Annotated in this window: 19 protein-coding genes; 10 read left to right on the plus strand and 9 right to left on the minus strand. The window is 44.3% G+C overall.

The window, feature by feature from the left end:
- Positions 1-13: 13 nt before the first annotated feature.
- The 3 genes from L3V27_RS15880 to L3V27_RS15890 form a co-directional block, all read right to left on the minus strand.
- On the minus strand, positions 14-214 hold the full coding sequence (locus L3V27_RS15880) for a DUF4250 domain-containing protein (RefSeq protein WP_005392843.1): 201 nt from the start codon (positions 212-214) through the stop codon (positions 14-16).
- Positions 215-368: 154 nt separating this feature from the next.
- A complete protein-coding gene (locus tag L3V27_RS15885) occupies positions 369-1,079 on the minus strand; it encodes a hypothetical protein (protein ID WP_047010000.1) in 711 nt (236 codons plus the stop codon).
- 86 nt (positions 1,080-1,165) lie between these two features.
- Positions 1,166-3,622 (minus strand): EAL domain-containing protein, encoded by a 2,457-nt coding sequence (locus L3V27_RS15890; protein WP_237312296.1) that lies wholly within the window; start codon positions 3,620-3,622, stop codon positions 1,166-1,168.
- A 422-nt stretch (positions 3,623-4,044) separates the two neighbouring features.
- Here L3V27_RS15890 and L3V27_RS15895 point away from each other — a divergent pair, with 422 nt between their 5' ends.
- The 3 genes from L3V27_RS15895 (at position 4,045) to L3V27_RS15905 (ending at position 11,125) form a co-directional block, all read left to right on the plus strand.
- A complete protein-coding gene (locus tag L3V27_RS15895) occupies positions 4,045-6,384 on the plus strand; it encodes a YgiQ family radical SAM protein (protein WP_237312297.1) in 2,340 nt (779 codons plus the stop codon).
- Positions 6,385-6,646: 262 nt separating this feature from the next.
- On the plus strand, positions 6,647-10,168 hold the full coding sequence (locus L3V27_RS15900; RefSeq protein WP_237312298.1) for a T6SS effector BTH_I2691 family protein: 3,522 nt from the start codon (positions 6,647-6,649) through the stop codon (positions 10,166-10,168).
- Positions 10,169-10,171: 3 nt separating this feature from the next.
- Complete coding sequence (locus tag L3V27_RS15905) at positions 10,172-11,125, plus strand: hypothetical protein (RefSeq protein ID WP_237312299.1); 954 nt, start codon at positions 10,172-10,174, stop codon at positions 11,123-11,125.
- A 104-nt stretch (positions 11,126-11,229) separates the two neighbouring features.
- Here the strand turns inward: L3V27_RS15905 and L3V27_RS15910 are convergent, their stop codons facing one another.
- Entirely contained in the window at positions 11,230-13,326 is a 2,097-nt protein-coding gene (locus L3V27_RS15910; protein WP_237312300.1) for a methyl-accepting chemotaxis protein, read from the minus strand.
- Between the two features lie 578 nt (positions 13,327-13,904).
- Here L3V27_RS15910 and L3V27_RS15915 point away from each other — a divergent pair.
- From L3V27_RS15915 to L3V27_RS15925, 3 genes are all read left to right on the plus strand, one after another.
- Positions 13,905-14,582, plus strand: a complete 678-nt coding sequence (locus L3V27_RS15915) for a response regulator transcription factor (protein WP_048625732.1) — start codon at positions 13,905-13,907, stop codon at positions 14,580-14,582.
- Entirely contained in the window at positions 14,579-15,880 is a 1,302-nt protein-coding gene (locus tag L3V27_RS15920; protein WP_237312301.1) for a HAMP domain-containing sensor histidine kinase, read from the plus strand. The genes L3V27_RS15915 and L3V27_RS15920 overlap by 4 nt, the downstream gene beginning before the upstream one ends.
- 101 nt (positions 15,881-15,981) lie before the next feature.
- A complete protein-coding gene (locus L3V27_RS15925; protein WP_237312302.1) occupies positions 15,982-16,878 on the plus strand; it encodes a 1-aminocyclopropane-1-carboxylate deaminase/D-cysteine desulfhydrase in 897 nt (298 codons plus the stop codon).
- Positions 16,879-16,917: 39 nt separating this feature from the next.
- Here the strand turns inward: L3V27_RS15925 and L3V27_RS15930 are convergent, their stop codons facing one another.
- A complete protein-coding gene (locus L3V27_RS15930) occupies positions 16,918-17,460 on the minus strand; it encodes a hydrolase (RefSeq protein ID WP_005457944.1) in 543 nt (180 codons plus the stop codon).
- Positions 17,461-17,610: 150 nt separating this feature from the next.
- Positions 17,611-18,471, minus strand: coding sequence for a LysR family transcriptional regulator (locus tag L3V27_RS15935; protein ID WP_237312303.1), 861 nt, complete (start codon positions 18,469-18,471; stop codon positions 17,611-17,613).
- 99 nt (positions 18,472-18,570) lie between these two features.
- Here L3V27_RS15935 and L3V27_RS15940 point away from each other — a divergent pair, with 99 nt between their 5' ends.
- Both L3V27_RS15940 and L3V27_RS15945 read left to right on the plus strand, forming a co-directional pair.
- Positions 18,571-19,635 carry an HlyD family secretion protein gene (locus L3V27_RS15940; RefSeq protein ID WP_237312304.1) on the plus strand — a complete coding sequence of 355 codons (1,065 nt, stop codon included), beginning with the start codon at positions 18,571-18,573 and terminating at the stop codon, positions 19,633-19,635.
- A gap of 9 nt (positions 19,636-19,644) precedes the next feature.
- Positions 19,645-20,664, plus strand: a complete 1,020-nt coding sequence (locus L3V27_RS15945; RefSeq protein ID WP_237312305.1) for a DUF2955 domain-containing protein — start codon at positions 19,645-19,647, stop codon at positions 20,662-20,664.
- Between the two features lie 434 nt (positions 20,665-21,098).
- Here the strand turns inward: L3V27_RS15945 and L3V27_RS15950 are convergent, their stop codons facing one another.
- The gene (locus L3V27_RS15950; RefSeq protein ID WP_031780992.1) at positions 21,099-22,127 is read right to left on the minus strand and encodes a methionine synthase; all 1,029 of its coding nucleotides are present in this window, start codon (positions 22,125-22,127) and stop codon (positions 21,099-21,101) included.
- A 30-nt stretch (positions 22,128-22,157) separates the two neighbouring features.
- Positions 22,158-23,132: a DUF1852 domain-containing protein gene (locus L3V27_RS15955; protein ID WP_047010012.1), complete on the minus strand. Its 975-nt coding sequence runs from the start codon at positions 23,130-23,132 to the stop codon at positions 22,158-22,160.
- A gap of 1,115 nt (positions 23,133-24,247) precedes the next feature.
- Here L3V27_RS15955 and L3V27_RS15960 point away from each other — a divergent pair.
- Positions 24,248-25,165, plus strand: coding sequence for a leukocidin family pore-forming toxin (locus L3V27_RS15960; protein ID WP_053809756.1), 918 nt, complete (start codon positions 24,248-24,250; stop codon positions 25,163-25,165).
- Positions 25,166-25,233: 68 nt separating this feature from the next.
- Entirely contained in the window at positions 25,234-25,917 is a 684-nt protein-coding gene (locus L3V27_RS15965; RefSeq protein WP_048625737.1) for a hypothetical protein, read from the plus strand.
- Positions 25,918-25,995: 78 nt separating this feature from the next.
- Here L3V27_RS15965 and L3V27_RS15970 read toward each other — a convergent pair whose 3' ends face one another.
- Complete coding sequence (locus L3V27_RS15970; protein ID WP_047010015.1) at positions 25,996-26,694, minus strand: ABC transporter ATP-binding protein; 699 nt, start codon at positions 26,692-26,694, stop codon at positions 25,996-25,998.
- Positions 26,695-26,707: the final 13 nt, after the last annotated feature.

Raw genomic sequence — 26,707 nt, forward strand, 5'->3', positions numbered from 1 at the left:
GGATTAAGAAGGTTTAGCGTTGATATGCTTTAAATTGGTTGGTCAATGGATCGTACTGATAACCAAGCATATCAAGCTTGCCTACTACGGACTCTACATCCATTTCATACACCGATACTAACTCGTCAAAACTGTCGCACTCTAAACGTAGCTTTTCATTGACGATACCTAGCAAAATAATGCTGTCCAAATTACCTACATTGCTTAAATCCATCGCGACTCTCCTCTTCGACAAGGTATATAAACAAGCGTAGACGTAATCACGTGAATTTAAAGTGAGCGCGATCCAAAACCGTGAGTGCCTTATACTCAAGCAACCTAGAAAGGACTTGAGTACAAGCAGTATTGCTCTGTTTCTCGACTCGAGATTAAGCCGCCAGAGAGAATAAACCTTGTAGGCTCGTCATTGACGCGAGCGCGAGCAACAGGGCGACGCTCAGTTGAACCTTTTCTGGTTTTTTATGTGTGAAGATATGCCAACACCAAACAATGATTGAAGAAATGAGCATGGCTAAAGACAATAAAATTGGTTGTGTTGCGGCGCTCAATGTCGCTTCATTTAACTGGTAAGAAGCAAATAGCGTTGCGATCACCAGCAGCATTCCAGACACAATGCCCATAACTGGCAAAATGCGGTGAAATGCCTGTAATCTGCTACGAGCGATAGTCAGAAGCAATTGAGAAAATGACGCCCCAAGGAAAAATATCATTATTGCCATCGCAATAGACGCAGGCCAGCTTGGCTGTTCAAATGCTTGAATACTTACATACGCAAAAGCCAAACCATTCGCTAAATGCATCGCCCAAAGAGGGCCTTTTTCACGCGTTTTCTTGGTTTGAACCTGAGAGTAGAAATAGAAAATAGCGAACACGATCATAAATGCTTCAATACGAAGAGAAGCAACCGCAAGCCACAATAACGCCACTGCTGGCAACATTTTATGAAGACGGCCTCTCTGACCCGGACAAATATCGCCCTTGATGAGAAGTAAAGTCAGTAGCGCTTGCGCGCCAAATAGCATCGGAGGAAAAGTAACCAGCAATTGTTGAATCATGTTAAATGCACGCTCAAAAGTCATTTTGGGGTGGCGATAATATCAAATCACCGATCGTCAAACCACCGAAAGTCTATCCCCAAATGTACTAGAACAGCGAGACTTTTTATTCAACAAGAAGCGAGATACTTCAACGCATCTTCTTGAGTTAACACGCCTCTGTATTCTTCTTTTTCATCACATAAAACCCACGGGAAGCGAATGCCTGTTTTGATTAGCTCTCGAACAGCAGCGACAGATAAGTGCGCATTGACGAGCACAAACTCCGTGCTCATTATCTGGTTCACCGGGCGTTTCCAAATCCAATTTTCTCGCTCAGTCTCTGATTCTGTCCCCATGGAAGGCGTTAGGTGTAAGTTAACTTGCTCTTTGGTAACTAAGCCAACACAGCGCTTTTCGTTAATGACAACCAACGGCGAACTTGGACTTAAATTCATATATTCCACCGCCAACGATAATGGCTCCCCGGGATCAAGGTGCCTGACCTCTTCATGGCTCAGTGATTGCAATACATCATCTTGTTTTGGTTTAACAGCAACACCCGAAAACAAATGTTCGTAACTTTCCGCTTTCTCCATCAAATCGACAGGCCGAGCACGAGAGAACAAAAAGCCTTGCATGTAATCCACACCTATTTCAGCCAATGTTTGAAGCTCCTGTTCTGACTCCACGCCCTCGGCAACCACTTTTACATTCATTTGCTGAGCAAGATCAGTGACCATTTTGACAATATTATAACTGGTATTGCCATGCTGAATGTTCTTAACGAATTTTCGGTCGATTTTCAGTAAATCAAACTGCCCTTTCTCTAGGTAAGAAAAAGAAGAATACCCTGTACCGAAGTCATCAATCGCAATTTTAATGCCCTCTTTGCGCACTTGCTCTAGCGCTTGCGTATGCTCTTCGTCTTGCTCAAAATACGCTGTTTCCGTCAGCTCAATCGTGACTCGTTTAGGATCGACACCACTGGCTTTAATTAGGTCATGCGAACGCTGAAGAACCTGGAGCGAATCCAATTTAGTATTCAGTGAGCGATTGATGGTTAACCCTATTTCCTCGCCATATATGTCTTGCAAGCGCGGAAAGTGTTTGAGCGCGGCTTGACAAACCTCATCATCCAGAGCCGCAATCAACTCTAAATCTTCAATAACAGTAATCATCTCTTGAGTGCTATAGGCATCACTTTCATGATAAAAGCGCGCTAAGGCCTCGAACTTAACGACTTTACCAGTTCGGCTGTCAATGATTGGTTGAAAATGAACATCCACCAGCCCACTGTCGATTTGCGCTTCCAAAAACGCCTCTAAATGCTGGCGTTTGACTAACTCAGAATGAAGCTCACTATTATAAAAATTAAAATAGCCACCTTCTCCAGAAAGTGAGGACAACATCGCCTGGGCTGCATGCGCTAACGCTTGCTTTGGCCTGTTTGTATCATAGCCGAGGATTGACACACCCGTTTGTCCCTCAACGATAGTGGTATGCATTTTTGTTCCCATTTCATTCCTAAGCTCAGTGAAGAACCCTTTCATTGCAATTTGAATCAAACGTAAAGGACTTAGCCATTGACAGTGAGGAGTTTGTAAACAGACAACAAACACATCCCTAGAAAGTTGACCCGCTATACTGGTGTAGCGGCTTCGCATAATAAAATCGGCGAAGCCTAGTTGCTGTTCAAGTAAGCATTTTTCAGAAAAATTTGGTCTGAGAGTCATGACGATATTGAGTTCTTTACTCCCACTTTCGTTCGCCAAATTAGCTAATTGCAGTTCGAACTCTTCTCTAGAAGGCAAAAAAGCTGACCAATCATGTTGTTGTTCACAGCGACTTTTCATCCACAACAAGGAAGCCGAAATGTCAGTAGAGAAGCCGAGATAAAGAATCCGTCCAGAATGAAATGTTAGCCGATAGATACAAAGATGATGCGCCTGATTACTACCATTTGCAGTTCTACTCAATAAATTACCGCTCCAGTACCCTTCATCATCAATATGTTGCCAGAGTTGGTCGTAAAACGCCTGACTATGGTGAGATGTGCTAAAGATATAGGTTTTAAGTCCAACCAAATCACGGTTTTGATAACCCATTTGCAATTCAAAGGCACGGTTACAACCTAAGATTCGGGTGTCTTCGTCCGCGACTAAGACCCCTACATTCGGTAAATCAAAAATCGTTTCGAGAATTTTCGCTAACTCTTCGCAGCCAGTGATCGTCAATTGCGGGATGATAGAGCCTTGAACAATACGCTCATTGAGCTTTTCAAAGCTAATTGTGACATGTATTAAGCGAGCTTCATTAAGCATCATGCAACAAGAAAAACGACCTTGCCCACCTAGGAGCTCCACTTCTAAAATTCGTTGCCTTAGTGTTTCCTGTTGCCCCATCAGCATGTGCTCAAACAAATCATCTAAGCAGGTGACTGGCGTATTTAACCCAAAAGCATTTGCCATTCCTAGCTGGTCGCATTCGAACTCGCGAGTATCAATCTTGTAAGACCATTCAATCACTGGAGTCGGATTGGATGTCGGTTGCACTTTTTCATGTGCTATTGTTGTTGAGTCACTCATTCCCTAGCCCCCTTTTTAATTAGCCTCATGCTCAGGGTTCGTAGTCAACGTGCCTTATTCCATTTGGGACCTGCTGATCCTCTTGTAAAATAGATTCTGGCAACGTAAGCCAATCGACTTAGAACCTTTTCAGAGCTTGTTCGGCTTTTTGCATTTTCCTATGCATTAATTTGATTATAGGCGTTGTTTTTAATAAGCACACCATTGCTTATTGGTTGTATTAACATTGCGACATTTTTCACGACTCGACCTATAACCATGAGGCTTTCAAGGTGATATTAGACATAAAATCGCCGATATAGCCTTGATATTTTTGCAAACCAAATAAAACTCGATGAACTAAGCTTGAATAGATGAGTTTGGTATAGATACCTGATCCTCAAATCGCTATAATTCGCGCTCCCTGGAACAGAGAGCAAAATATGACCAATAACATCACTCCTATTCATGAGTACAAAAAATACTGGGCAGAGTGTTTTGGTACGGCACCTTTCTTGCCGACCAGTCGCAAAGAAATGGACGCCCTAGGATGGGATAGCTGTGACATTATCATCGTAACCGGTGACGCTTACGTAGATCACCCGAGCTTTGGTATGGCTATCATTGGCCGTCTGCTAGAAGCGCAGGGTTTCCGTGTCGGTATCATTGCTCAACCAGAATGGCAAAACAAAGATGCGTTCATGCAGCTAGGTAAGCCAAATCTGTTCTTCGGGATCACTGCGGGTAACATGGACTCCATGATCAACCGTTACACCGCGGATAAAAAACTTCGTCACGATGACGCGTACACCCCCAATAACGAAGGTGGCAAACGCCCAGACCGCGCGACTTTGGTTTACTCTCAGCGTTGTCGTGAAGCCTATAAAGAAGTTCCTATTGTTTTAGGTGGTATCGAAGCCAGCCTACGCCGTGTTGCGCACTACGATTACTGGTCAGACAAAGTTCGCCGTTCGGTACTGTTTGATGCAAAAGCAGACATCCTACTTTTCGGTAACGCAGAACGCGCACTTGTAGAAGTGGCGCATCGCATCGCAAATGGTGAAGACATCAGCACCATGACCAATATTCGTGGTACTGCCGTGAACTTGCCAGCCGCGCCAGAAGGCTACACGGTTATCGATTCTTCTCGCATTGAAAAACCTCGTAAAGAAGCGTTCGTACCAAAGAACCCATACGAAGTAGAAACTCAGTGTGAAACTAAAAAAGATGAGCCAGTTGCACAACCAATCACGATTCGCCCATCACGCCACGATGCTGCGACAACTGCGGTTCGCTTACCTTCGTTTGAAAAACTAAGAAACGATCGCATTCTTTATGCTCATGCAAGTCGTGTATTGCATTTAGAAACAAACCCGTACTCTGGCCGAGCGTTACTTCAAAGCCATGGTGATCGTGAACTTTGGGTAAACCAAGCCCCAATCCCATTGACGACCGAAGAGATGGACTTTGTGTTTGGCTTGCCTTACGCGCGTGTTCCTCATCCTATGTACGGCAAAGCGAAAATTCCAGCGTATGACATGATCAAAACGTCTGTGAACATCATGCGTGGTTGTTTTGGTGGCTGTTCTTTCTGTTCGATTACCGAGCACGAAGGCCGAATCATTCAAAACCGCTCGAAAGAGTCAATCATTAACGAGATTGAAGAAATTCGCGACAAAGTTCCGGGCTTTACTGGCACAATTTCCGATCTTGGTGGGCCGACTGCAAACATGTACCGTCTGGGCTGTAAAGATCCAAAAGCGGAAGCGAACTGTCGTCGTCCATCCTGTGTATTCCCGGGCATCTGTAACAAGTTAAATACAGACCATAAACACACCATCGACCTATACCGCGAAGCGCGTAAAGTAGAAGGCGTGAAGAAAGTGATGGTCGCATCAGGCGTACGCTATGACCTTGCGATTGAATCACCAGAATACGTGAAAGAGCTCGTGACTCACCACGTAGGTGGTTACTTGAAAATTGCACCGGAACATACAGAGAAAGGCCCTCTTGATCTGATGATGAAACCGGGTATGGGCACGTACGATCGCTTTAAAGAGATGTTCGAGAAGTACAGCGCAGAAGCGGGTAAGAAGCAGTACTTAATCCCTTACTTTATCTCTGCGCACCCAGGCACAGAAGACGAAGACATGCTGAACCTTGCTCTGTGGCTGAAGAAAAACAACTTCGAGTGTGACCAAGTACAAAACTTCTACCCTTCGCCAATGTGTAACGCAACGTCGATGTACTACTCAGAGACAAACCCTCTGAAACGAGTGAAGTATAAGAAACGTGAAGATGTACCTGTAGCAAAAGGTGAACGTCAACGTCGCCTACATAAAGCGCTGTTGCGTTACCACGATCCAGCAAACTGGCCAATGATCCGAGAAGCCCTAATCAGCATGGGTAAAAAACATTTGATTGGTGACAAACAAGGCTGTCTCGTTCCTGCGGAAGACATTGAAGCACAAACACCTGCACAACGTCGTAAATCTGGTCGTCACGGTGCAAACCGCTTTGCCACGAAACACACCAAGAACCAACCAGGTTTCGGTGGCCACTTGAACAAACGCTCTGAAGGCGGTTCAAAAGATGGTAAACCATCTGGCAACCGTAACGGCTCTGACAAAGCAAAAGGTGGTCAACGCCCTGCAAGCAACGGCCAACGTCCTAGCGGTAACGGTGCAAACCGCCCAGCAGGTAGCAAGCCGCAAGGTCAAGGTCAAGGTCGCCCACAAGGACAAGGCAAACCAGCGGGTCAACGTAAACCAAAGCGTCGTTAATTCTTCAGCACTTAAATACTAGAAAGGGCTCCAGAGGTAACTCTGGAGCCCTTTTGTTTTGTCGGTTCATTGAGGTATCACTCACAACTCAAACTTTGATTCAATCAATACAAAAAATGGTAAACACCAACCAACTTATTGGAAAAACAAACAATTATTTGATTGAAGAAAAATAATAAAAAACTAACTCATTGATTTTAAATTACTTTATTTTGGTGCGATATTTGCGTAATAGAGTAAAACTCTTAAACATGGGCTAACGATGAGTAATCCACTTCCTCCAAAAACTTCGATGTTCTGGCACGACAACAGCTATACCTATGAGGAGGCCGTTCAGGCATTTGAAAGCGATGGTACGCTGAAATCGCTGAATATCGTTCCAACCACGGAATCCGATGATCTTGCTGGCTCACCCCCAGAGCGCAGTATGTTTTGGGAGGGAGAAACAAAAAAAATCGATCCGCCACCGCCGTCAGAACCAGAACCTCTCAATTTAAAAAACGAGAAAGAACCAACAGAGGCTTTACCGGCACACTTCATCCCTGTTCGCTACGCCATCGATCAGCTAGAAACGGAAGAAACACAATCTTTTGGTTTGCCTGAAGAATGGAAAGGCCAAGGCCCAGCCAAACTCAATACCGTTGGCTACACTCTGCGTCAACTACGCGACGGTTGGCTTTATGTCTATGATTCAATTAACAAAAGCTTAGACGAGTACGAAATCAAAGGAACGCAATTCACGCTCTATAAGTTGGGAGAATCAGAAAGCCCAAAATCAGAACAGCGTGGGACACCACAAGATGCAAAGCCCTTCCTTACTTACGTCAACGGAAGCGTACTATCGATTTGTTTCTCTGAGCACCGGTGGACATGGCACACGTTCATGCGCGTACTTAACAATCCGAGTAATCATATCGATCGCATGCAAACCATTGTTCTGTCTGCAAACGAGAATCAGCACAACATTGCCCCAATAGATAAATTAACCCAAGTTGCTGATATTGAATCTTCTGCCGTCGATGATGGTCGCTTTGCGGATTCTGGCATCGCCACCAAAGCAGATGAAGATGGTTCTGTCTTTAAACCTGTTGCAGTCGAAAGTGATTTAACCTCTGCGATTCCAGAAGAAGAATCAGGTTACTTCGTCGCGATAAAAGATTACGCCGCAGACATTCAAGATATGTCACTACATTTTGTTGGTGCCGCAAGCCCTTACCGTCTTTTCACTGACCAGTTTTCAAACCAGTGGAACTTGATGCAGACCGCCATGCAATTGTGCATGTTCGGGGCAAGTGACGAGATAGACATGCCAGCTAGCGTTAAGCGTAACAGTGAAGAGCTGTCGTTTTATACCGACATGGCTGAGTATTATGATTCCTCTAACCAACTTGATTTGGCAGAGCAGAACAAAAGCTCAGTTCAATCAGGCTATCCCGCTAAGTTTTCCGCTGGAGCGATTGAATCACACCAACATACCCAAAGTGACATTGCCAAAGCAATACAGGACAAATATCGAATTTCTGCGAGTCGATTTGGTAAATACGAACAATGGATAGCGACTGAACGCTGGCGCAAGCAGCTCAACTGGAAGCAAATGCTGAGTGAAATGCAAGAGCTGTCAGAACAAAAAGAGACCATGCTAGCTCAAGTTGTCTCGGTAAAAAGCGACTTTATTGCTGTAATGGAATCTTTGACACCTCATCATCTCGAGAGAACCTTCGACCTATACAGCGAAGACACGCAGTACAGTTTGTATCAACTGCACAAGCAAGCCGTTGAGTCATTTACTTTGGTGATACAAGAAGAGGACCGACAGTGGGCAGAAAGCCAATGGGAGAAACCAACCAGTTTACTTGCTCTCTACACTTCCGGATTTAGTCGTAGTCTCTTTAAACAAGTGGAGAAGTTAATTCCTGAGCAAGTTTCACATCAGTTAGTTGAAGAAAACGTCGCCAAAAATGTTCCAGATACTGAAAGCTCAGACAAACAGTTTATGGACTACGTTTCGGCAGCAAGTAACCGTGTCGGTATGTATGCAAAAGTAATGGACTTTATTTCTAACCCAAATACTGCAGAAACTGAGTTTTTAAAAGACATCGCGAAAGGATTTAAGGAACTAGATATAATCTTCAAAGCCGCAAACAGCGCAATAATGAAGAGTGCACTAAAATTAGGAGTTAGCTTTACTTCTCAAGCTTCACTTCTAATCATGCCCGTTTTCTCAAAGCCTTTAACTCGAAATAGCTTTTATTGGCGAGCAGTGTTCGCTGAACGTTTAGCTACCAATACTGCTGTCAAAATCAATAAAAACTATGCGCAAGGTTTTGGTGATTGGAAGTCTAACCATGATAAAAGAGTGGTTGCCTCAAACCAAAACAAGGCCATTATAGCTGCTTTTAATAAAGGCGATAAAACAGTATCAAAACAACAATATAAACAAGCCTTAAAACAACAACGTCACCTCCAAAAAAGTCTAGCAGTGGCAACATTAGAATACCCACAATACATCGAGTTTCCAGATGACGTACTTGAGGCAACAATCCAAATGCGTAAAGACATATGGGATAACAGATTAAACAACCTTAAGAAACGGTTTGAAGATGTAGGCGGTCTGGGCTTCATAGCTCTGATTTTCAACTGTCTCGCACTTGCTGATGCAATGAGCAGCATTCAAGAATCTGGGCTCATGAGCCAAGATGATTTCTTGGATATTCAGCAAAAGCTATTTTACACGGCCGGTGCTTGGACGGGTATTCGGACGGGTAAATTATGGGATAATGTTAAAGGGAATGAGAAACTAAGAAAGCACTCACTGAAAACTCTTAAAAATTTAGTCGATCGAAATGCCAATGGTTTTGAAAACTTGATCCTTGATGATTTAAAGGTCTTCAATAAATGGCTCGCGATTACAGGAGCTTTAGGAGCGTTGGCTTCGGGTATTGAGGCGTACCGTTCTTGGCAGAGTGCTGATGAAGTTTATGGTCTTGAAAGATCTTTGCATATAATAAATACCGCAACACTTGGTTTAACTAGTGCAATTGGTTTGTTCCAAGCATACGGAGGGTTGACTGGACAATTTGCACTAAACTTGACCTTTGGTGGACCCGTAATGGCATTCTTAGCTGTTCTCACGGTTGCATACCTAGCCATCAATTATAAACTGAACAAGCTGAAACAAGATGATTTCCAAAAATGGCTAGATAAACTCCCATGGGGATACCATCCTGCTCGTACTCAGTGGAGCCAATCTGCGAGCTTGCCTGAAAGAGAAAAACATAATTCAGCCTTGGTACAGCAAGCTCTGTTTGACTTACAGTCGATTATTCAGCAGCCTACGGTATACCATCAACCTATTGAAAAAGTACAAGCTTACCCAGGTTACACACATCGTGAGTTAATCGGTTTGGAAGTGCATATTCAACTGCCAAGGCGGGCAGCAACGAATGGTATTACAGTGAGTACCAACACCAAGGCAACAGAAGATGATTTAACGTCCGGCTCGTGGCATCAAAACGCAGATTTAGTCACGCTACAAACCCAGAACCAAGCGAGCAAAGAATTACTGGTGTATAAGGTGACATTGCCGATTAAAGAGGCCGAACAATACCTCGCTATTCAAGTGACGTACGATATGGAAGATGATGCCCCAGCTAAGCGTGAGTATTGCTTCCAAAACAGCATAAAACAGAGTGCAACTTATGGCGTGATTTCAGACAATACTAAACAAGACATCATTAAAAAAGCACTCACCCCCGTTGTTGGCACATTAGGTTTTCAGGAGTAACCCTTGGCATATTCACCATTTTATATCACCCCAGAAGAATTGGCGGTTTATCAAGAAGCACAAGAGCAAGAGATTCTCACAGGGGACAATTTAACAACATGGCATAAGTATGATGTAGAGGAGCCTTTTCGCTACCATTACAAATTAACTGCGCTTCCATTTGTGATCGCACCATTCCTAATGGTTTTTTTTATACATACAAGCGATACGGTTGGTGCAACCATTTTTGCCTTTATTTTGTCAGTGATGATGGCCGGAGTCTTTTACCTTACGATTGGCCTAGATTATCGATATGACTACATTTTTTCAGATAAAGGCTTTGTGATGAAAAGACGTCGCAATATGCCTAAATGGGTAAATACCGCTACGCAAGCTGTTGGCTGGATAGGCGCAGTGGTGTGTGTGGTTATGGTAGCACTGGTTGGTCCAATGGCATTAGCGGGAGCAGGTGCCTTCATTTTGCTTTCATTTGGTATGTTAAAACGCCAGCCTGATGAACCAACAGAAGTGAGAGTTGGAGAGCGAGAAGATTGGCTTTTTGCTGATTACAATAAGAAAAGAAAAGTACTCCAATTCTATTTTAAGTATGACAGGTGCGAATACCAAGATACTGCTCAAGAGATTGTCTTTCGCTCACAAGATCGATTCGATTGTTACGTTTTCTTTAAAACTGAAGCAGATTTAGAATCCATGGTCGCGCAACTGTCAAAGGTCTACAAACTGAATTGTACCGAGGTCGAGGACCACAAAAAGCTGTTTGAAGCAAAGCCAGAATCAAGACTGTTTAGTATTCCTGTTTGTAGTCGAGAATATAAAACCGATGAGGTGTTTGATTTAAGGGCTTCGAAAGCCCCACTCCCAGAGTGTAAGTATCTTTACGACGGCAAGTGGCAAACGGAATCAGAAATCGAACGCTTAAAAGCGGCTGGTGAACAGCAGGCTACTTCCGTTTCATAGTTCACAACAAGCACTAAAAAAGGGCTCCAGAGATTACTCTGGAGCCCTTTTGTTTTGTGATCAGTAAACGTTTTAAGTCGGGTTAAACTCTCTCACTCGCTTGATTAAGACAACTTGAACTTACTCAACTCACTGTGAAGATCGCTGGCTTTTACTGTCAGTTCATTACTGATCGCTACCGAAGATGACATAGTATCCATCACTTCCATCGCCGTATCATTAATCACAACCACATTACGGTTGATCTCTTCTGATACAGAACTTTGCTCTTCTGCCGCTGAAGCGATTTGATTGTTCATATCATTAATCACTTCAATAGCTTGGTTGATTTCGGCCAACGCCAATTGCGCTGCTTGTGTTTCTTCTTTGGTATCCACCGCTTGCTTCTGGCTTTGCTCCATCAACACAACGATTGATTGCGTTTCTTGCTCCAAACGAGCCAACATTGCACGAATTTCTTCTGTCGAGCCTTGTGTGCGCGTTGCAAGGTTGCGGACTTCATCGGCTACCACAGCAAAACCACGACCCGCTTCACCAGCACGCGCAGCTTCAATCGCAGCGTTCAGAGCCAACAAGTTGGTTTGATCGGCAATGCCACCAATCTCACTCAGAATCCCCTGAATCGCCGTGCTTGAAGCCACCAAATTCTGCGTCTGGTGCTGTGCATCATTCACTTGCGAAGCGAGGTTATCCACTGCGCTTGCAGCATTATCCATACGCGACATGCCATTCGCGCTATTGCTTTGAACTTGGCTTGCCGCCGCTGCTGCTTGTACCGCAGAATTTGCCACTTCTTGTGCGGTTGCGCTCATCTCATTAATCGCCGTTGCTAGCGAGTTGACTTCGTTCACTTGAACGTTCAGTTGATCTCTCGAAGCCGCCGCGCGAGCTTGGCCTTCACTTGCGTTTTTATCAACTTGGTCTGCCGTCGCCATTACAGTTAAAAGCATTTCCTGAATGCGAGCGAGGAAGGTATTAAACCAGTGCGCCAGTTGGGCGGTTTCGTCCTTACCTTTCACCTCAATGCGGTAAGTTAGGTCGCCCTCGCCTTGTGCTGCGTCTTTAAAACGCTCCACTAAGTTAGTTAACACTTTGCCCAACGAGGTCGCGATCATCGTCATCGCAACAATACCAATCAGAGCCGCAATAATCCCTGCCCACACTCCCTTTTCAAGAGCTTCTGCACTTTGTTCTTCACTCCATCGCTCGTAGTCATCCACGTTCTTTTTAAGGAAGCTACTGGGAACCGACACCATAACGATCCAAGGCGCATCGCTGGTGTCAATTGCAGTAATCGCATACTCATCCCCGCCAAACGTCACAAGGCCTGCGCCTTTTTGTTTCGCAATGGATTGAATACGCGCCCATTGAGACGCCAACTCATGAGAGACTTTCTTGCCCACTTGATCTGCTTGGCTGCTGTTCGCCAGCGTGATGCCTTTCCACGAAGAAATCAGAATACGGCCTTGTCCATCAAATAAGTCGCTCGCGTAATCTTCACTTTGGATTTGTAACTCGTTCAATGACAAATCAAAACCGAGAGAGCCAATGATCTCGCCACGTAACTTGATTGGTTGGCTGATGGTCGTGATCAGTTCTTGTTTGCCGCGAACCGGATACATGTATGGTTCCATCACGAACGTTTTGCCCGTTTCGTAAGGCATCAAGTGCCAATCGTCTTTACGCTCACCGTTGTTGTTTAATTCAGTATTACTAAAGCTATCCATCGCCACAACATCAAAACTGTTGTGCGAATTTGGCGAAAAGAATGGCGCTAAGTAGCCTTCGCTATTAAAGCCAAGGCTTTTGTCTTGAATCGTTGGCTCAACCCACGATGGCTTTTCCCATACCATGTAACCAGCAAACACAGCTTTGTTCTGAGCTTCTAGTGACGCAATAAACTGTTTAACAATAATGTCTGGCGTCGCGGTCGTCTCTGCGCTTAATTCGATAATTGAACGCGCTTGCTTTAAGTTCGCCAACACTGGTTCTAACTGGTTGGAAATATTCAGCCCTTGCTGAATCGCCGTATTACTCAGGTCGGTCGTGGTGGCTTCGGTCAGTTGAGATTTTACTTTTGTAGTGATTTGTTCATTCACTTGAGTGAACGCATTGGTTGTCATACCCATTGCAATCAATAGAGTGAAGGCCATTGCCCCACCCGCACTGACAGCAATTCGAGTGCGTATACTGTTAAACATGATCGCCTCACAAATTGATTTTTATCTGGCATTAAGCATTGGAAGGATCATGGATTTTAAACAAGTAAAGTTAATGGAAGGCTTTCATTTATGAACAGAGCAAGAACAGAAAATGTAGTTTTATTAATAAAAATAAAATAATGCAGATTTTCGCTTATACATGAAGCCATTGATTTAATTGAATTATCTCAAAAAGGAGAATCTAAGCGTTTGTATTTAAAAGCAATAGCCATAATTAAAAAAGGGACTTAAGAGAAGTAAGAACTTTTTCTATGAGTGAGTCAGTAAAAATCAGTAATTACTAACAATGTGCTCAAGGTCACATAAATAATTTAGTATCTTCATGTTTTATATAGAGTTAACAGAATCAAATAATCTACCCCATTTATACATCAAGAGAAATTGATAGATATGAACAAAAGATCGTAGATTTACTTGGATAATAAGACGGTATTCAAGCTAGACATTGAAAACCGACACAAAGGTGAGAAAATCATCGTCGACAACTTTTTCACACCTATAGTGAATAATGTTCGTTAAGATCAACATTCGAATTTATCGAGATTGGATAAGAATAAATGAAGCGTGTACTTTTGGTAGAAGATAATCGTGAAATAGCGGGAATGTTGTTTGATTATTTTGAGTGTGCTGGCATGCAGCTGGATTATGCCGACAACGGTGAGCTAGGCTTAAAACTGGCGATGGATAATGCGTTTGACATCATTTTGCTCGACCTCATGCTGCCGCGCATGGATGGCCTAACACTGTGCAACAAGCTACGCGATGCAGGTAATAACACTCCGGTGTTGATGCTGACAGCACTTGATAGCCGAGACGACATGCTCAAAGGCTTCCAACACGGCGCCGACGACTACCTAACCAAACCGTTTGATCTCGATATTCTTGAAGCACGCATGACTGCATTGATTAAACGCTACCGCGGTACGGTTGCATCAACCAAACTCCAGTATGGCGAAGTGTCTATCGATCAAAAAACGCATCAAGCCTACCGTCAAGATAAGCTGTTGGCGTTGAATCCAACCACGTACACGATTCTAGAAATGCTGGTGAAAAACGCGCCAGAAGTGGTCACACGTGAGGAGATTGCTTTCCGATTGTGGCAAGAAGACGAGCCGAATAACGATGTGCTGCGTAGCCATATTTATCAACTGCGAGGGCAGCTCGACAAACCATTCAAAGAGCACGTTTTGAAAACCATTCCAAAAGTCGGCTTCCGATTGGAGCCCGGGGCATGATTCGCCGCTTATTTAACAATACACAAAGCTTAACCGGACGCCTTGAACTCTTCTTCCTTCTAGTGTCGGTTGTGATTGGCTTGCTATGCTTCGCATTGGTTAGCGGAGCGCTATTATGGTCGGAAGATCGCGTCGGTGAACGACGTATTATGATCGATAAAAAAGAGGCGATTGAGCACTTTCGAAACCATCCTGATAGCGGAATCATCAAACTAGATTTACTGACAACGGCATACAACGACATCAATCTCGTCCCTGAGCTCTATCAACCCTTCATCCAAGATAAAAAGTACTTTCTCGCTGAAGTTGCTGACGAACCAGACACTCGCATGATTTACATGAGCACCTACACGCAAGATGGAGAGGAACATCCCATTATTCTGATCTCTCTGATTGATGAGATAGAAATTACATCTAACGAGTTCATGTTTGTTCTCGTTATGGTGCTGGCGGTTGTCATCGGGTTACTTTTGATTTTTGGCAGCCTATTATCGAGACTTTCTCTGCGTCTCATTGAACCTGTCAGTGCCCTAAAAACACAACTGGACCGCCATCAAGGTGACACTACACAAAAATTTGTTGTCCCTGAAGGCTCTGCAAATGAATTCCAAACGCTCGCAAATCAGCTTAATGAATATCGACATCAAATCAATCAAGTGATTAAACGTGAACAAGCTTTTGCACGATATGCCAGCCATGAACTGAGAACACCGCTCACAGTGATGAAAGGCTCAAGCAGCTTGCTAGCCAGAAGTCCAAGTACATCGTTTCAAGAACGTCAGATTGGCCGTATTCAAGATGCCACTTTGCAGATGTCGACCATGGTTGATGCTTTGTTGGGTTTGGTGCGATATGAACGCAACACAGACGACAGCCCCATTCGAACCATATCAGAGCAAGAGCTTCACAACATCGTTGCTCTTAGCCAAGCGCAAGCCGATGAAAAATCGCTAGAATTTAATGTACAAATATTGGGGCATCCGCAAACCAAAGCGACCACTGCAGTTCTTAACATTACGTTGAGTAACTTAATTCGCAACGGCATTGCAGCCACGTCAGCGGGAACGATTCATATCACCATGACCGATACCACACTGTCGGTGAGAGATGAAGGCGAAGGCTTCTCTTCCGTGCCAGATGCCGAAGGCCATGGTTTGGGACTCATGATTGTGGACGACTTATGCCGACGCTATGGCTGGCAATTCACTATTGATACACATCCAAATGACGGCTGCGTGGCTACTATCGATCTTTCAACCGAGGTAACTGATGGCGAGTCGCAAGACGAAGAAATGTAGAACACAAGATCTCGATACTTTTGATCTTCATTCAATAACGGGTACACTGTGCCACCTTTTTAAATGGCAAAGGTGACACGGTTTATTCCGTCAGCATCGACATGAAACTCTCAGAAAGTCCTATCACCCAACATAGCTTTAATGGGCGCAAATTTTTCCTTAAACGTGACGACATGCTCCACTCCCACTTTTCTGGGAACAAAGCACGTAAGTTTATGACGTTAATGGAAGAGCAAAATCCCGACATCACCACGTTAATAAGCTTTGGCTCCGCTCAATCTAATGCCATGTACTCGCTAGCGGCTCTCGCCCAGATTAAAGGTTGGGCATTTGAGTTTTATGTTCATCACATTCCATCTTGGCTAAAAAGCTCCCCCATCGGAAACTATCGTGGCGCTCTCGATTTGGGTATGAAAATCACCGCCATGCAAGACATCGGTAGCGAACTCCACCCTAGTGAATACGTCTACCAGGTACGAAGATTAGATGAGTCGACATTGCTTATTCCAGAGGGTGGACGTTCCCACCTCGCTGAAGCTGGCATCAAACAGTTAGCACGAGAAATTCTTGATTGGACGCGATTGAGAGGTAAAGAACAGTTTACCGTCGCCCTGCCATCAGGCACTGGCACGACCGCTTTATATCTTCATAAACATTTAAGCCCACACGGCATAGAAGTGCTAACTTGCCCTTGCGTAGGCAATGCAGATTACTTAACTGAGCAGTTCAACCAGCTCGGTGAAAACAGCCACCCAACCATTTTAACCGTGCGCAACAAACACCATTTTGGTCGCTTGTACGAAGAAGATTACATCACATGGAAAGCACTCTTTGAGCAAACCGACCTCGAATTTGACCTGTTATACGACCCGTATATGTGGCAATGCCTCACCCCTTGGTTGGAAGAGAACACAGATAAAACGGTGATTTACATTCACCAAGGCGGGTTACTTGGCAACGAGTCGATGTTGCCAAGATATCAACGAGAATTTGAATAGCGTGTTCAAATAAAGTTGTTGCTGATTACAGTGATTACACTATTTGATGAGCGCCAGAATTTCTTTGAATTCAGGTGCTCGGCAATCTTCGACCATTTCATACAAACACATTTCTAGCCCAGTGAGCACCACACCGTTAGCGGTTAGCTTCGCAAGAGCGAGCGCTTTATTGGCAGCAGTTCGGGAAGATACACAATCCGTGACTAATTCAACGCGATAACCGGACTGGCGCAGAGAAACCGCGGTTTGATAGACGCAAATGTGGGACTCAATACCGCAAACCAACCAGGTATCAACTTTCGCGTTCTCCACCGCGACCTTAAACGTCGCCTCTTTGCAACCATCAAACGTGTACTTGGTAATAGGTAAATGCGTGCTTTCAAGCACTTCACGAATCGGCTCCGCGGTTGGGCCCAACCTTTCTGGATTCTGTTCTAGCCACAGAATAGGCAAATCTAGTGCTTTGGCACCCTTTACCAGTTTCGTGATATTTTCAATCAGTGCGTCGCTTTCATGCATTAATGTAGCGAGTTTGCCCTGAACATCCACCACAATCAGGCCCGTGTTTCCTTTCGACAACATTTCCATCTCCTATCTTGTGCGACCACAAACCATACTCAATAAGTTGAGCAACAGTTAATGTATCAGAACCCTTTCATGTTAGAGCAATAAAACCTAGAAAGATGACCTTCGCTCACACATTTGCCCTTAGTTAAGGGTGGTTTGAACTGACTATTTAAATTTCTCTCGAATTAGTTCAATCAAGGCTTTGACTTTATTGGGCAGAAATAAGGCCGAGGGATAAATCAGAGAAAGATGCTGCTTCGGATGCGCGAATTGAGGCAGCACCTCGACCAACAAACCATCTCGCAATGCAGGCTTAGAATGAATTTGAGGAATAAACGCGATGCCGTTTCCTGCTATCGCCATCGAGCGCAGCAAGTTGAGGTCGTCCGAGCGCAACGCCACATGCAGATCTGAATCGAGCAAATCGGCATTGTAACGATTAGTTAAAAGGCGATGCTGCTTAAGATCTTCCACCGTTTTTACTGGCGGATGCGATTCTAGATAGGCTTTTGACGCAACAAAGTGACTACGATAAGGCAAAAGACTGAACTGCACATAGCTGTCATCGGTGACTTTGACCACGCTAGGAAGAAGCTGCAAATCAAATGACTGACGCTTGAGATCGACACTCTCTTGATGGTTTTCAATCTCGACCGAAATATCCGGATACCGCATTGTGTACTCGGTGATGATCGCGTTAAACGCGGCAGAACTCATCAATGCAGAAGGAATGGCTAAACGCACCTTGCCCGTCAACTCTTGTTGATATTCGTGCATGGCATTTAAACCTTGCTGAATATGGTCAATAGGCTGCCCCACCAACTCAAACAAGCGTTTCCCGTGCTCCGTCAACTCAATGCTGCGTGTTGTGCGAATCAAAAGCTGTACCCCGAGCGATTTCTCTAATTCTTGCAGCCGACGACTCACTTTTGAGCGTTGTAGTTGATTCGCCTCTGCCGCTGCACTTATACCGCCGTGAACCACCGTCTGAGTGAATAGGTAAATATCATCAAAACTAACGTTCATTGTCCTATTTTTAGGTCATTTATGTTCGTATTATCATTCTACTGAATTGTGAGTGACTTCTCTATAATCCGCTATCCAATATGTTTAACGGAACTTGTAATGACGGCTGACCAAAAATTCAAACACTGGATGCGAACTTTGATTGTCCTGTTCATCGTACTATTTTTGTACATTATCATTGCTGACCGCCACGCCCCCTTAACGACCGAAGGACGAGTGCAAGGATACGTTGTCCAAGTCGCGCCCGAGGTATATGGCAAAGTGACCGACGTTCTCATCGAGAATAACCAGTCCGTTCAAAAAGGCGATGTGTTGTTTACGATTGATGATCGTAAATACAAGATAGCGCTTGAACAGGCGGAGCTGTCTCTGCAATCCGCTTATGAAAAAGAAGCAACGCTGTATTCTCAACGTGAAGCAGCACTAGCGAATATTGCCCGCGCACAAGCGACATTTGATAATGCGCACCGCGAATACGACCGCTTACTGACGCTATCGAAACAGAAAGTCATCTCTCAATCGACACTCGATAATGCCTTTGCCCAAAATCAGGTATCACGTGCAGCGCTTAAAGCTGAAAGACAAAACTTAAAAGTCATTGAGGCGCAATTAGGCGATCAAAAAGGTCAAAGCACTGCCGCTCGAATTGCCAAAAACGGCATCGAAAAGGCGCAACTTGATTTGGCAAATACCGCGGTACTCGCTCCCAGTGATGGTGTCGTGACCAACCTGCAACTAGAAGTTGGCACGATGGCAAACACCAACATGCCATTGCTGACATTTGTACCAACAGGATCACTCTGGGTAGCCGCTGATTTTCGTGAAAAATCCGTCGCGAACGTAGACAAGACTTTCCACGCCCTGGTCACATTTGATGCCAACCCAGGTTCGGTGTACGACTTTGATTTAGCTAGCCGCGATTACGGTGTAGCAGCCGCACAACAAACGCCTAATGGCGCACTAACCAAAGTGGAAGTAAACAACCGCTGGGTACGTGATGCGCAGCGTACACGAGTGAACCTAACCAGCAGCGAAGAGTTACCACCAGCACTGTTTGTCGGCTCTCGCGCTACCATTGTTTTGTACCCAGACAACAGCATTTTCTGGCAGTTGATGGCGCAAGCACAGATTCACCTAGCAAGCTGGTTCCACTTCATTTACTAGGCGGCGACAATGAAAACCTTACGAATTTGGTTCGGCTGCTCTTTAGGGCTCGCGCTAAGCATGATCTTCGGTTGGTCTTACGGATTTTTTGCCATCATGATGCCGCTGTTTATTTTGGGCAGAATGGACCACTTTAACCTAGCGGCTTTATTGATCGTGTTTTTCTCTGCGGTGTGGACAACCATACAAGCCACATTTTTACTGGAATACTTGCAGTTTCATCCAACATTAATGACCGTAGCCGTTGGAATCATGATGCTGTTTAAGTGCATTGCAATGATGAACCAGAAAACCTATTTGTTTGGTTACATGGGGTTGTTGGTGGGATCAATTGTGTTGAACTTTGCCAGCTATAACTTCATGGATATTGAAGAGTTCAACGTCAACATGTGGGTGATGGCGTTCAGCAATATTTTTGTTTGCGCATTCGCGTATTGGTTGTTCCCTGAGCCAAAATCCTCCGCCGAGCACATTGAGATGTCGACCCCAGTGAAAAGCGATATTGACTACATCAGCCAAGTTGCCATGGGTTGGGTAGTGGCGATGGCGGCATTTATCGTATTCCAAGTAGCGGACTTATATGACTCGCTATCCGCACAAGCTTCCATTTTGATCATCCTAACCCCAATGACTTTAGCGGGCTCGCTCGCCATGGCAAAAATTCGCATCATCGGCACCGCACTAGGCTGCATAGCGGGGATGGCTGTTCAGCTTATATTAGGCAGTTGGTATGGGCATGGGCTACTCTTTTGGCTCGCCTTTACCATTGCCATGGGACCATTCTGCTTGTGGCTCACCAAGGGGCAAATTAAAGCGGCTATCGCGTTTTCTGCCATGTCTGCCCTATCGGTTCCGCTGACGACCTCATTGGTGCCAGAACAAAAAGACGCGTTCTTTTCGATCTTGTACCGTTTCAGCTCGATTTTCGTCGCGGTTCTGCTCACCGCGATGGTGATGTGGGTGGTACATCACTGGATTCGTGTGATGTTGCTAAAGCATCCTGAGGTGAAGAACGTGGAGTTGAATTAAGCCTGGCCGAAGCTGGAAACGGAAAACAAACTATGCCACTCACTTTACTGCGAGCGGCATTTTTATTTTAAACGGTCATCCTAAACATCGAGGAACGAGCGTGATTCAGGATCTACCCACTGAGTGCTTTGAAGTGCGAAAGCCTCGCCATTTCCCAGCGAGCTGCAATCAGATTCCTAGTCTCGTTTAAACTCGCTGGAATGACCCAACTTTGGATACAAACCAAATAGTTGTGTACATGAGTAACGTATCTCCCAACATCCGTCATCCTGAACAGCGAGGGACGAGCGTGATTCAGGATCTACTAACCACGTGCTTTGAAGTGCGAAAGTTATCGCCATTTCCTAGCGAGCTGTAATCAGATTCCTAGTCTCGTTTAAACTCGCTGGAATGACCCTAACTTTAGTTTATGGTGTCGAGCCCAAGTCTTAATATCAACCCACCAACTCTTTACGAATGATCTCCGCTCCCGCACTTAGCGCATTGAGCTTAGCGGTTGATACTTCACGAGACAAAGGCGCCATACCACAGTTGGTACATGGGTAAAGCTTGTCGGCATCAACGTATTTCAATGCCTCTCGCAGTGTGTTCGCCACTTCTTCTGGCGTTTCAATTTCGTTGGTAGCAACGTCAATCGCACCAACCATCACCTTCTTACCTCGAATCAACTCAAGCAACTCAATAGGCACTCGTGAGTTATGACATTCGAGCGAGATAATATCGATATTCGATTGCTGCAATTTAGGGAATACTTCTTCGTATTGTCGCCATTCAGTGCCTAGCGTTTGCTTCCAATCCGTGTTCGCTTTGATGCCGTAGCCATAGCAGATATGCACCGCCGTTTCACATTTCAGCCCTTCAATCGCACGCTCTAAACATGCAATGCCCCACTCGTTCACATCATCGAAGAACACATTGAACGCAGGCTCATCAAACTGAATGATGTCGACACCTGCCGCTTCAAGCTCTTTCGCTTCTTGATTGAGGATCTTCGCAAATTCCCAAGCCAGCTTTTCACGGCTACCGTAATGATCATCATAAAGCGTGTCGATCATCGTCATAGGGCCTGGCAGCGCCCACTTGATTGGTTGCTTAGTTTGCTGACGCAAGAACTTTGCATCTTCAACAAACACGGGCTTTGTGCGGCTTACTGGGCCAACCACAGTCGGAACACTTGCTTCATAACGGTTGCGAATGGTCACCGTTTTACGGTTTTCAAAATCTACGCCGCTCAAATGCTCAATAAAGGTCGTCACAAAATGTTGGCGAGTTTGCTCGCCATCACTGACGATATCAACGCCTGCCAGTTCTTGTTCTTGCAAAGCGACACGTAGCGCATCGCGTTTGCCATCAATCAGTTCTTCACCTTGCAGTTTCCACGGTGACCAAAGTTTTTCTGGTTCGGCCAGCCAAGAAGGTTTCGGTAAGCTGCCAGCCGTTGAAGTCGGTAATAGTGTTTTCATCGTCATTCCTTTCTAGATTCTCGTTGTCGATTACGCGTAGTTTGCAGACCATTGTTCAAGCACAGATTGATAAGGTTTGATGAAATGCTCCTCGGCAAATTTCCCTTGTTCAATCGCCAGTTGGCTGCGCTCTTCTCGGTCGTAAACGATTTGAGTTAGCGAGTGGTCTAGGTTTTTTAGGTTTGGCTGGTAGCAATTACCGGCAACCGCGTTGGCATTGTAAATCTCTGGTCGGTAAATCTTCTGGAATGTCTCCATCGTGCTAATCGTACTGATAAGCTCTAGGTTTGAATAGTCGTTCAACAAGTCACCGAAGAAGTAGAATGCCAATGGTGCAACACTGTTTGGCGGCATAAAATAGCGCACCTGCAATCCCATCTTTTTGAAGTACTGCTCCGTCAACGAAGATTCGTTCGGCTGATATTCAAAGCCCAAAACAGGATGTTGGTTTTCGGTGCGTCGGTATACTTTGTTGTCCGATACGCTCAGACAAATCACAGGCAGCTTTTTGAAATGCTGTTTGTAAGACTCAGAATTAACGAAAGCTTTGAACAGTTTGCCATGCAAATCACCAAAGTTCGCTGGGATGCTGAACTGTGGCTGGTTTTTGTTGTGGTCCAACAGCAAAACGCTAAAGTCGTAATCACGCACGTATGAAGAGAAGTTGTTACCCACAATGCCTTCGAAGCGCTCGTTAGTGTTATGGTCAACAATGTTAGTTTTGAGCACTTCAATCGTTGGGAAGGCTTCTCCACTGCCTTGGATACCCATATCAACAGAGATGATTTCAAGCTCTACTGAGTAGCGGTCACCTTGCGCGTTATCCCAATATGCCAACGCATTAAAACGATTGTCGATCATTCGAAGTGCATTGCGCAGATTCTCTCGGCGGTAGTTTCCGCGAGCCAGATTGGCAAAGTTGGTAGTGATTCGCGTGTTGTCTGATGGTTGGTAATTCTCATCAAAGCGAATGCTTTTGATAGCAAATGTGAAATCGTTATTCATCGTGAGTTGGTATCCTATTTCCTTAGATAAAGCAGACTTTTCCTAACTCTGTGCATGGGGACATTTTTGTTTTTTGGTTTTCCCAATCGTTAGGTTGCACAGCACTTACGACGAACAGTTCGTACTAAAAATCTAAAAATGACGGTCGCAGTGCCTAACACCAGAGCAGTCCTTTTTTTATACTTGCTTCACGAGTTGAGTAATATTGGTATTGTTTCACATTGAACATGAAAGAAATTCATAGTGGGAGTTCCAACCCAGAGGGAACTATCGTAGATACTGTTTTTCATTGACACCAATACACGTAACTTGGCGAGCATATTGCCAATATGTGTAATTAAGAAACTGATAAAGGATTAACAGTACATAAACCAGTTTTAAGCCTAGAAAACGCATTGTATAAACAAGACGCTACCTGGAATATAGGACAGCGTAGCTTAAATAGCACTTTTCACACTCTATAATTTATTCAAGCATTCGTTTAATTAAAAGTACCTTATACTTTATATCCTCGGAAAAATGGTTATTTAATTATCTTATTTATTTCTTTTCCTATATTTACCATCTCAAACGTAAAGTTTCATTTTTTGTTGTAAAAGCACATATAACCTCATACACGAATATGACAACTTCATTGACGATCTTTGTCACCCAACTATTACATAAAGCTCGAAACAACCAATAATAAAAAACATAAACTACTGTTTTAATTTAAATTAAACTCAGGAAACCGTAATGAGCACATAACGACACTTTACTTAGTTTGGCATAACAAAAACCTCAACAATAACATGGTTAACACTTATAAGCTTCACTTCTGTCAATAAGGAAATTTAAACATAACATTAGAAAATAAAAATTAAGTAATAACTTAAAAAGGTAAGACTTAATAACCACATTCTTATTTATTATAGTTGAGTAATGAATTTAAAAACTATGAGACATTAATCCCACGAATCTATACTTTTCCTTTTTTTATTAAAAAACAAGATGCAATATTTCACCGCTCAATTATTGAGCACCAATTAATAACCAGTCCATAATTATAAAACACCCATAGAGTTATTGTTAAAACCTAATAATAACCTTTATGGGCTGACTAATAGGAAACAACAATGGAAAAACAGCATCTTTCCGCGAGTATTATCGCGCTCGCATTACTTGGTTCTCTAGCTCCAGCACATGCTGAAGATACATTAAAAGCTTACACTTCGACCTTGCTACAGCTCGATGATAGCGATGCACGCTCGAAGAAAATCCGCTTAATTTACTCCTTAGAAAATGTCTGGAATCAATCTTTGCTGCCGAATGGAGCTAAGGAAGCCAAGTTGCTTCTAAACGGAGGTTCTGGTTTCGACATGACTAATGTACCGAATAAAGAGCAGATCTATGGTTTTGCCACCGGTGGAGACTACCGTTACACAATCCCAACAGCCTTTAAACTGGCACTGAGTTATTTAAATGGTGCCCCTTTACGTCATATGAGCCATGCTCCAGAAAACACTATTGCAACAGCATCTGTCAGTGAGTCTCTGGACTTTAATCTTGGCTTCAGTGCTTCTGATTCTCCAAATATTAGCGGTGGTATCTCCTGGAGCAACCGCGTAACTTACGATCAACCAGAATTTCAGACGGTGGCTGATTTTGATCAGACCAATGAGAGCATTAATTGGCTTATCGAAAACCAGACTATCCGCCACAATACTCCACCTAAAGACTGGTTATTGTACCGTTGGACCAGCTGTGACATGGGCAACCTAATTGACTATAGCGAATTACCTGTCGTGATGCGCTCTGACTTTAAACCGCAAGTCGGTGTTGTATATCGAAAAAATGATATTCAAGATGGCCTAGATACGTCAGAAGTCAAGCTGGTTGCAGGTTGGCGAAAAACCAATTACTACTTTGGTCGTGACTGGTGTAGCTGGTATACCACCCCAGAAAATACCTGGAAGAAAAATCGTGATAGCAGTCAATGGACAGAGACTAGCCGAGCCGTAACTATCTCTTGGAATGACGCGCTCTACCACTAACTTATTAGCCTGCGGCCACGGAGTGAATAAGTGGCCGCCGTATTTACTAATGAAATAAACGGTAAGACATGACAAGTAATAAAAAACTCTTGACTGGATCGGCGCTAGCACTTGGTGCAGTACTCGCCATATTTCTAATTAATTCAAATAACAAGAATTCCCAGAGCGATTCTGTTGCAAGCTTTGACGAGCAAATCAAGACAGAGAAAACTGAGACAAGAAGTGTAACCCCTCCTGAGAGCGATGCAGCTCAAGAGGTGGTTACCGTTCCAACACCACAGAATGACAATGACGCTACTTCCGACGTCATTCCAGCTACACCTTGGATATCTGCCCCATTAAATGAATTGAGCAATGAACTGTACGATTTTATTGAAGCTGAACAGGTAAGTTATATCAGTACAACCGACTATCCATTCGACGAGCAAAAGCAAGAACAATTGCGAACATTAGCTAAGCAAGGGGTTCCTATCTTGTTTGACAACACGGAATCATCCTATTTGGATAGCTACGGTGTCAGCGAAACCAAAGTGGTTTCAGAGTATTTTGGTACGGCGTCTGAAGGTGATGTCATCATTGCTACCGGAGTACAGAATGAGGATGGCAGCATTCATTATCTGGTTTTGCCTTTGAAGAGCAAAGATCTCAACGATAACAGTAAATTGATTGAGGACACTAAGCTCGCAATCACTCTACTTAAAGAACAAAAGCATGACTTGATAAAAGAGAGACAAAGTGAACATCGCGAATAAAAATAAAGGAAGGTAGCTTCTCCTATTCCATGGCTATCTTCCTTAAAGTAACTCCAGTCTCAATCAAGAAAAATTCATTTATCTTCCCTCCGGAGCTCTATCCGAAATCACCTTGCCATCTTTGATCGTGATGATGCGTTTGGTGCGTTCTGCTAAAGCATTATCATGGGTAACGATTATCAGCGTTCTACCTTCGGAGTGGAGTTGGTTGAACAAGGCTTCAATCTCTGCGCCGGATTTTGAATCGAGCGCGCCGGTTGGCTCATCCGCTAAGATGATTTGCGGATCGTTGACCAAGGCTCTTGCAATCGCAACTCTCTGCTTTTGACCACCAGAAAGCTGGTTTGGTTTATGGTCTAAACGATCCCCTAGCCCGACTTGCTCTAGCAATTTAGCAGCGCGCTGTCGACGTTCTTTGGCTTTGATGCCAGAATAAACCAACGGCAGTGCCACGTTATCGAGCGCCGTCGCGTATTCCAATAAGTTAAAGCTTTGGAAGACAAATCCGATCCTCTGGTTACGGATGCCAGCCAGGTCATTCGCACTTAAACTTGCGACGTTTTGACCGCCAAGTTGGTACTCGCCATCGGTGGGCTTATCTAAACAGCCGAGCATGTTCATCAACGTTGACTTACCCGAACCGGACGGGCCAAGAATCGAAAGAAACTCGCCTTGATTAATGGTTAAGTCAACGCCGTCTAGCGCGCGAACTTCCGCCTCCCCGCTTGAGTAGTATTTACAGATGTTGGTCAGCTCAACAAGCGGCTTGTTCGACATGTTCTCTCCAGAG

The organism is Vibrio sp. J2-3(2022) (assembly GCF_021725735.1).
Classification (GTDB): Bacteria; Pseudomonadota; Gammaproteobacteria; order Enterobacterales; family Vibrionaceae; genus Vibrio; species Vibrio diabolicus.

What these genes read in the sequence shown, in the direction of transcription:
- L3V27_RS15880 (WP_005392843.1), bottom strand. Translation starts at nt 214, where the DNA reads ATGGATTTAAGCAATGTAGGTAATTTGGACAGCATTATTTTGCTAGGT.
- L3V27_RS15885 (WP_047010000.1), bottom strand. Translation starts at nt 1,079, where the DNA reads ATGACTTTTGAGCGTGCATTTAACATGATTCAACAATTGCTGGTTACT.
- L3V27_RS15890 (WP_237312296.1), bottom strand. Translation starts at nt 3,622, where the DNA reads ATGAGTGACTCAACAACAATAGCACATGAAAAAGTGCAACCGACATCC.
- L3V27_RS15895 (WP_237312297.1), top strand. Translation starts at nt 4,045, where the DNA reads ATGACCAATAACATCACTCCTATTCATGAGTACAAAAAATACTGGGCA.
- L3V27_RS15900 (WP_237312298.1), top strand. Translation starts at nt 6,647, where the DNA reads ATGAGTAATCCACTTCCTCCAAAAACTTCGATGTTCTGGCACGACAAC.
- L3V27_RS15910 (WP_237312300.1), bottom strand. Translation starts at nt 13,326, where the DNA reads ATGTTTAACAGTATACGCACTCGAATTGCTGTCAGTGCGGGTGGGGCA.
- L3V27_RS15915 (WP_048625732.1), top strand. Translation starts at nt 13,905, where the DNA reads ATGAAGCGTGTACTTTTGGTAGAAGATAATCGTGAAATAGCGGGAATG.
- L3V27_RS15920 (WP_237312301.1), top strand. Translation starts at nt 14,579, where the DNA reads ATGATTCGCCGCTTATTTAACAATACACAAAGCTTAACCGGACGCCTT.
- L3V27_RS15925 (WP_237312302.1), top strand. Translation starts at nt 15,982, where the DNA reads ATGAAACTCTCAGAAAGTCCTATCACCCAACATAGCTTTAATGGGCGC.
- L3V27_RS15930 (WP_005457944.1), bottom strand. Translation starts at nt 17,460, where the DNA reads ATGTTGTCGAAAGGAAACACGGGCCTGATTGTGGTGGATGTTCAGGGC.
- L3V27_RS15935 (WP_237312303.1), bottom strand. Translation starts at nt 18,471, where the DNA reads ATGAACGTTAGTTTTGATGATATTTACCTATTCACTCAGACGGTGGTT.
- L3V27_RS15940 (WP_237312304.1), top strand. Translation starts at nt 18,571, where the DNA reads ATGACGGCTGACCAAAAATTCAAACACTGGATGCGAACTTTGATTGTC.
- L3V27_RS15945 (WP_237312305.1), top strand. Translation starts at nt 19,645, where the DNA reads ATGAAAACCTTACGAATTTGGTTCGGCTGCTCTTTAGGGCTCGCGCTA.
- L3V27_RS15950 (WP_031780992.1), bottom strand. Translation starts at nt 22,127, where the DNA reads ATGAAAACACTATTACCGACTTCAACGGCTGGCAGCTTACCGAAACCT.
- L3V27_RS15955 (WP_047010012.1), bottom strand. Translation starts at nt 23,132, where the DNA reads ATGAATAACGATTTCACATTTGCTATCAAAAGCATTCGCTTTGATGAG.
- L3V27_RS15960 (WP_053809756.1), top strand. Translation starts at nt 24,248, where the DNA reads ATGGAAAAACAGCATCTTTCCGCGAGTATTATCGCGCTCGCATTACTT.
- L3V27_RS15965 (WP_048625737.1), top strand. Translation starts at nt 25,234, where the DNA reads ATGACAAGTAATAAAAAACTCTTGACTGGATCGGCGCTAGCACTTGGT.
- L3V27_RS15970 (WP_047010015.1), bottom strand. Translation starts at nt 26,694, where the DNA reads ATGTCGAACAAGCCGCTTGTTGAGCTGACCAACATCTGTAAATACTAC.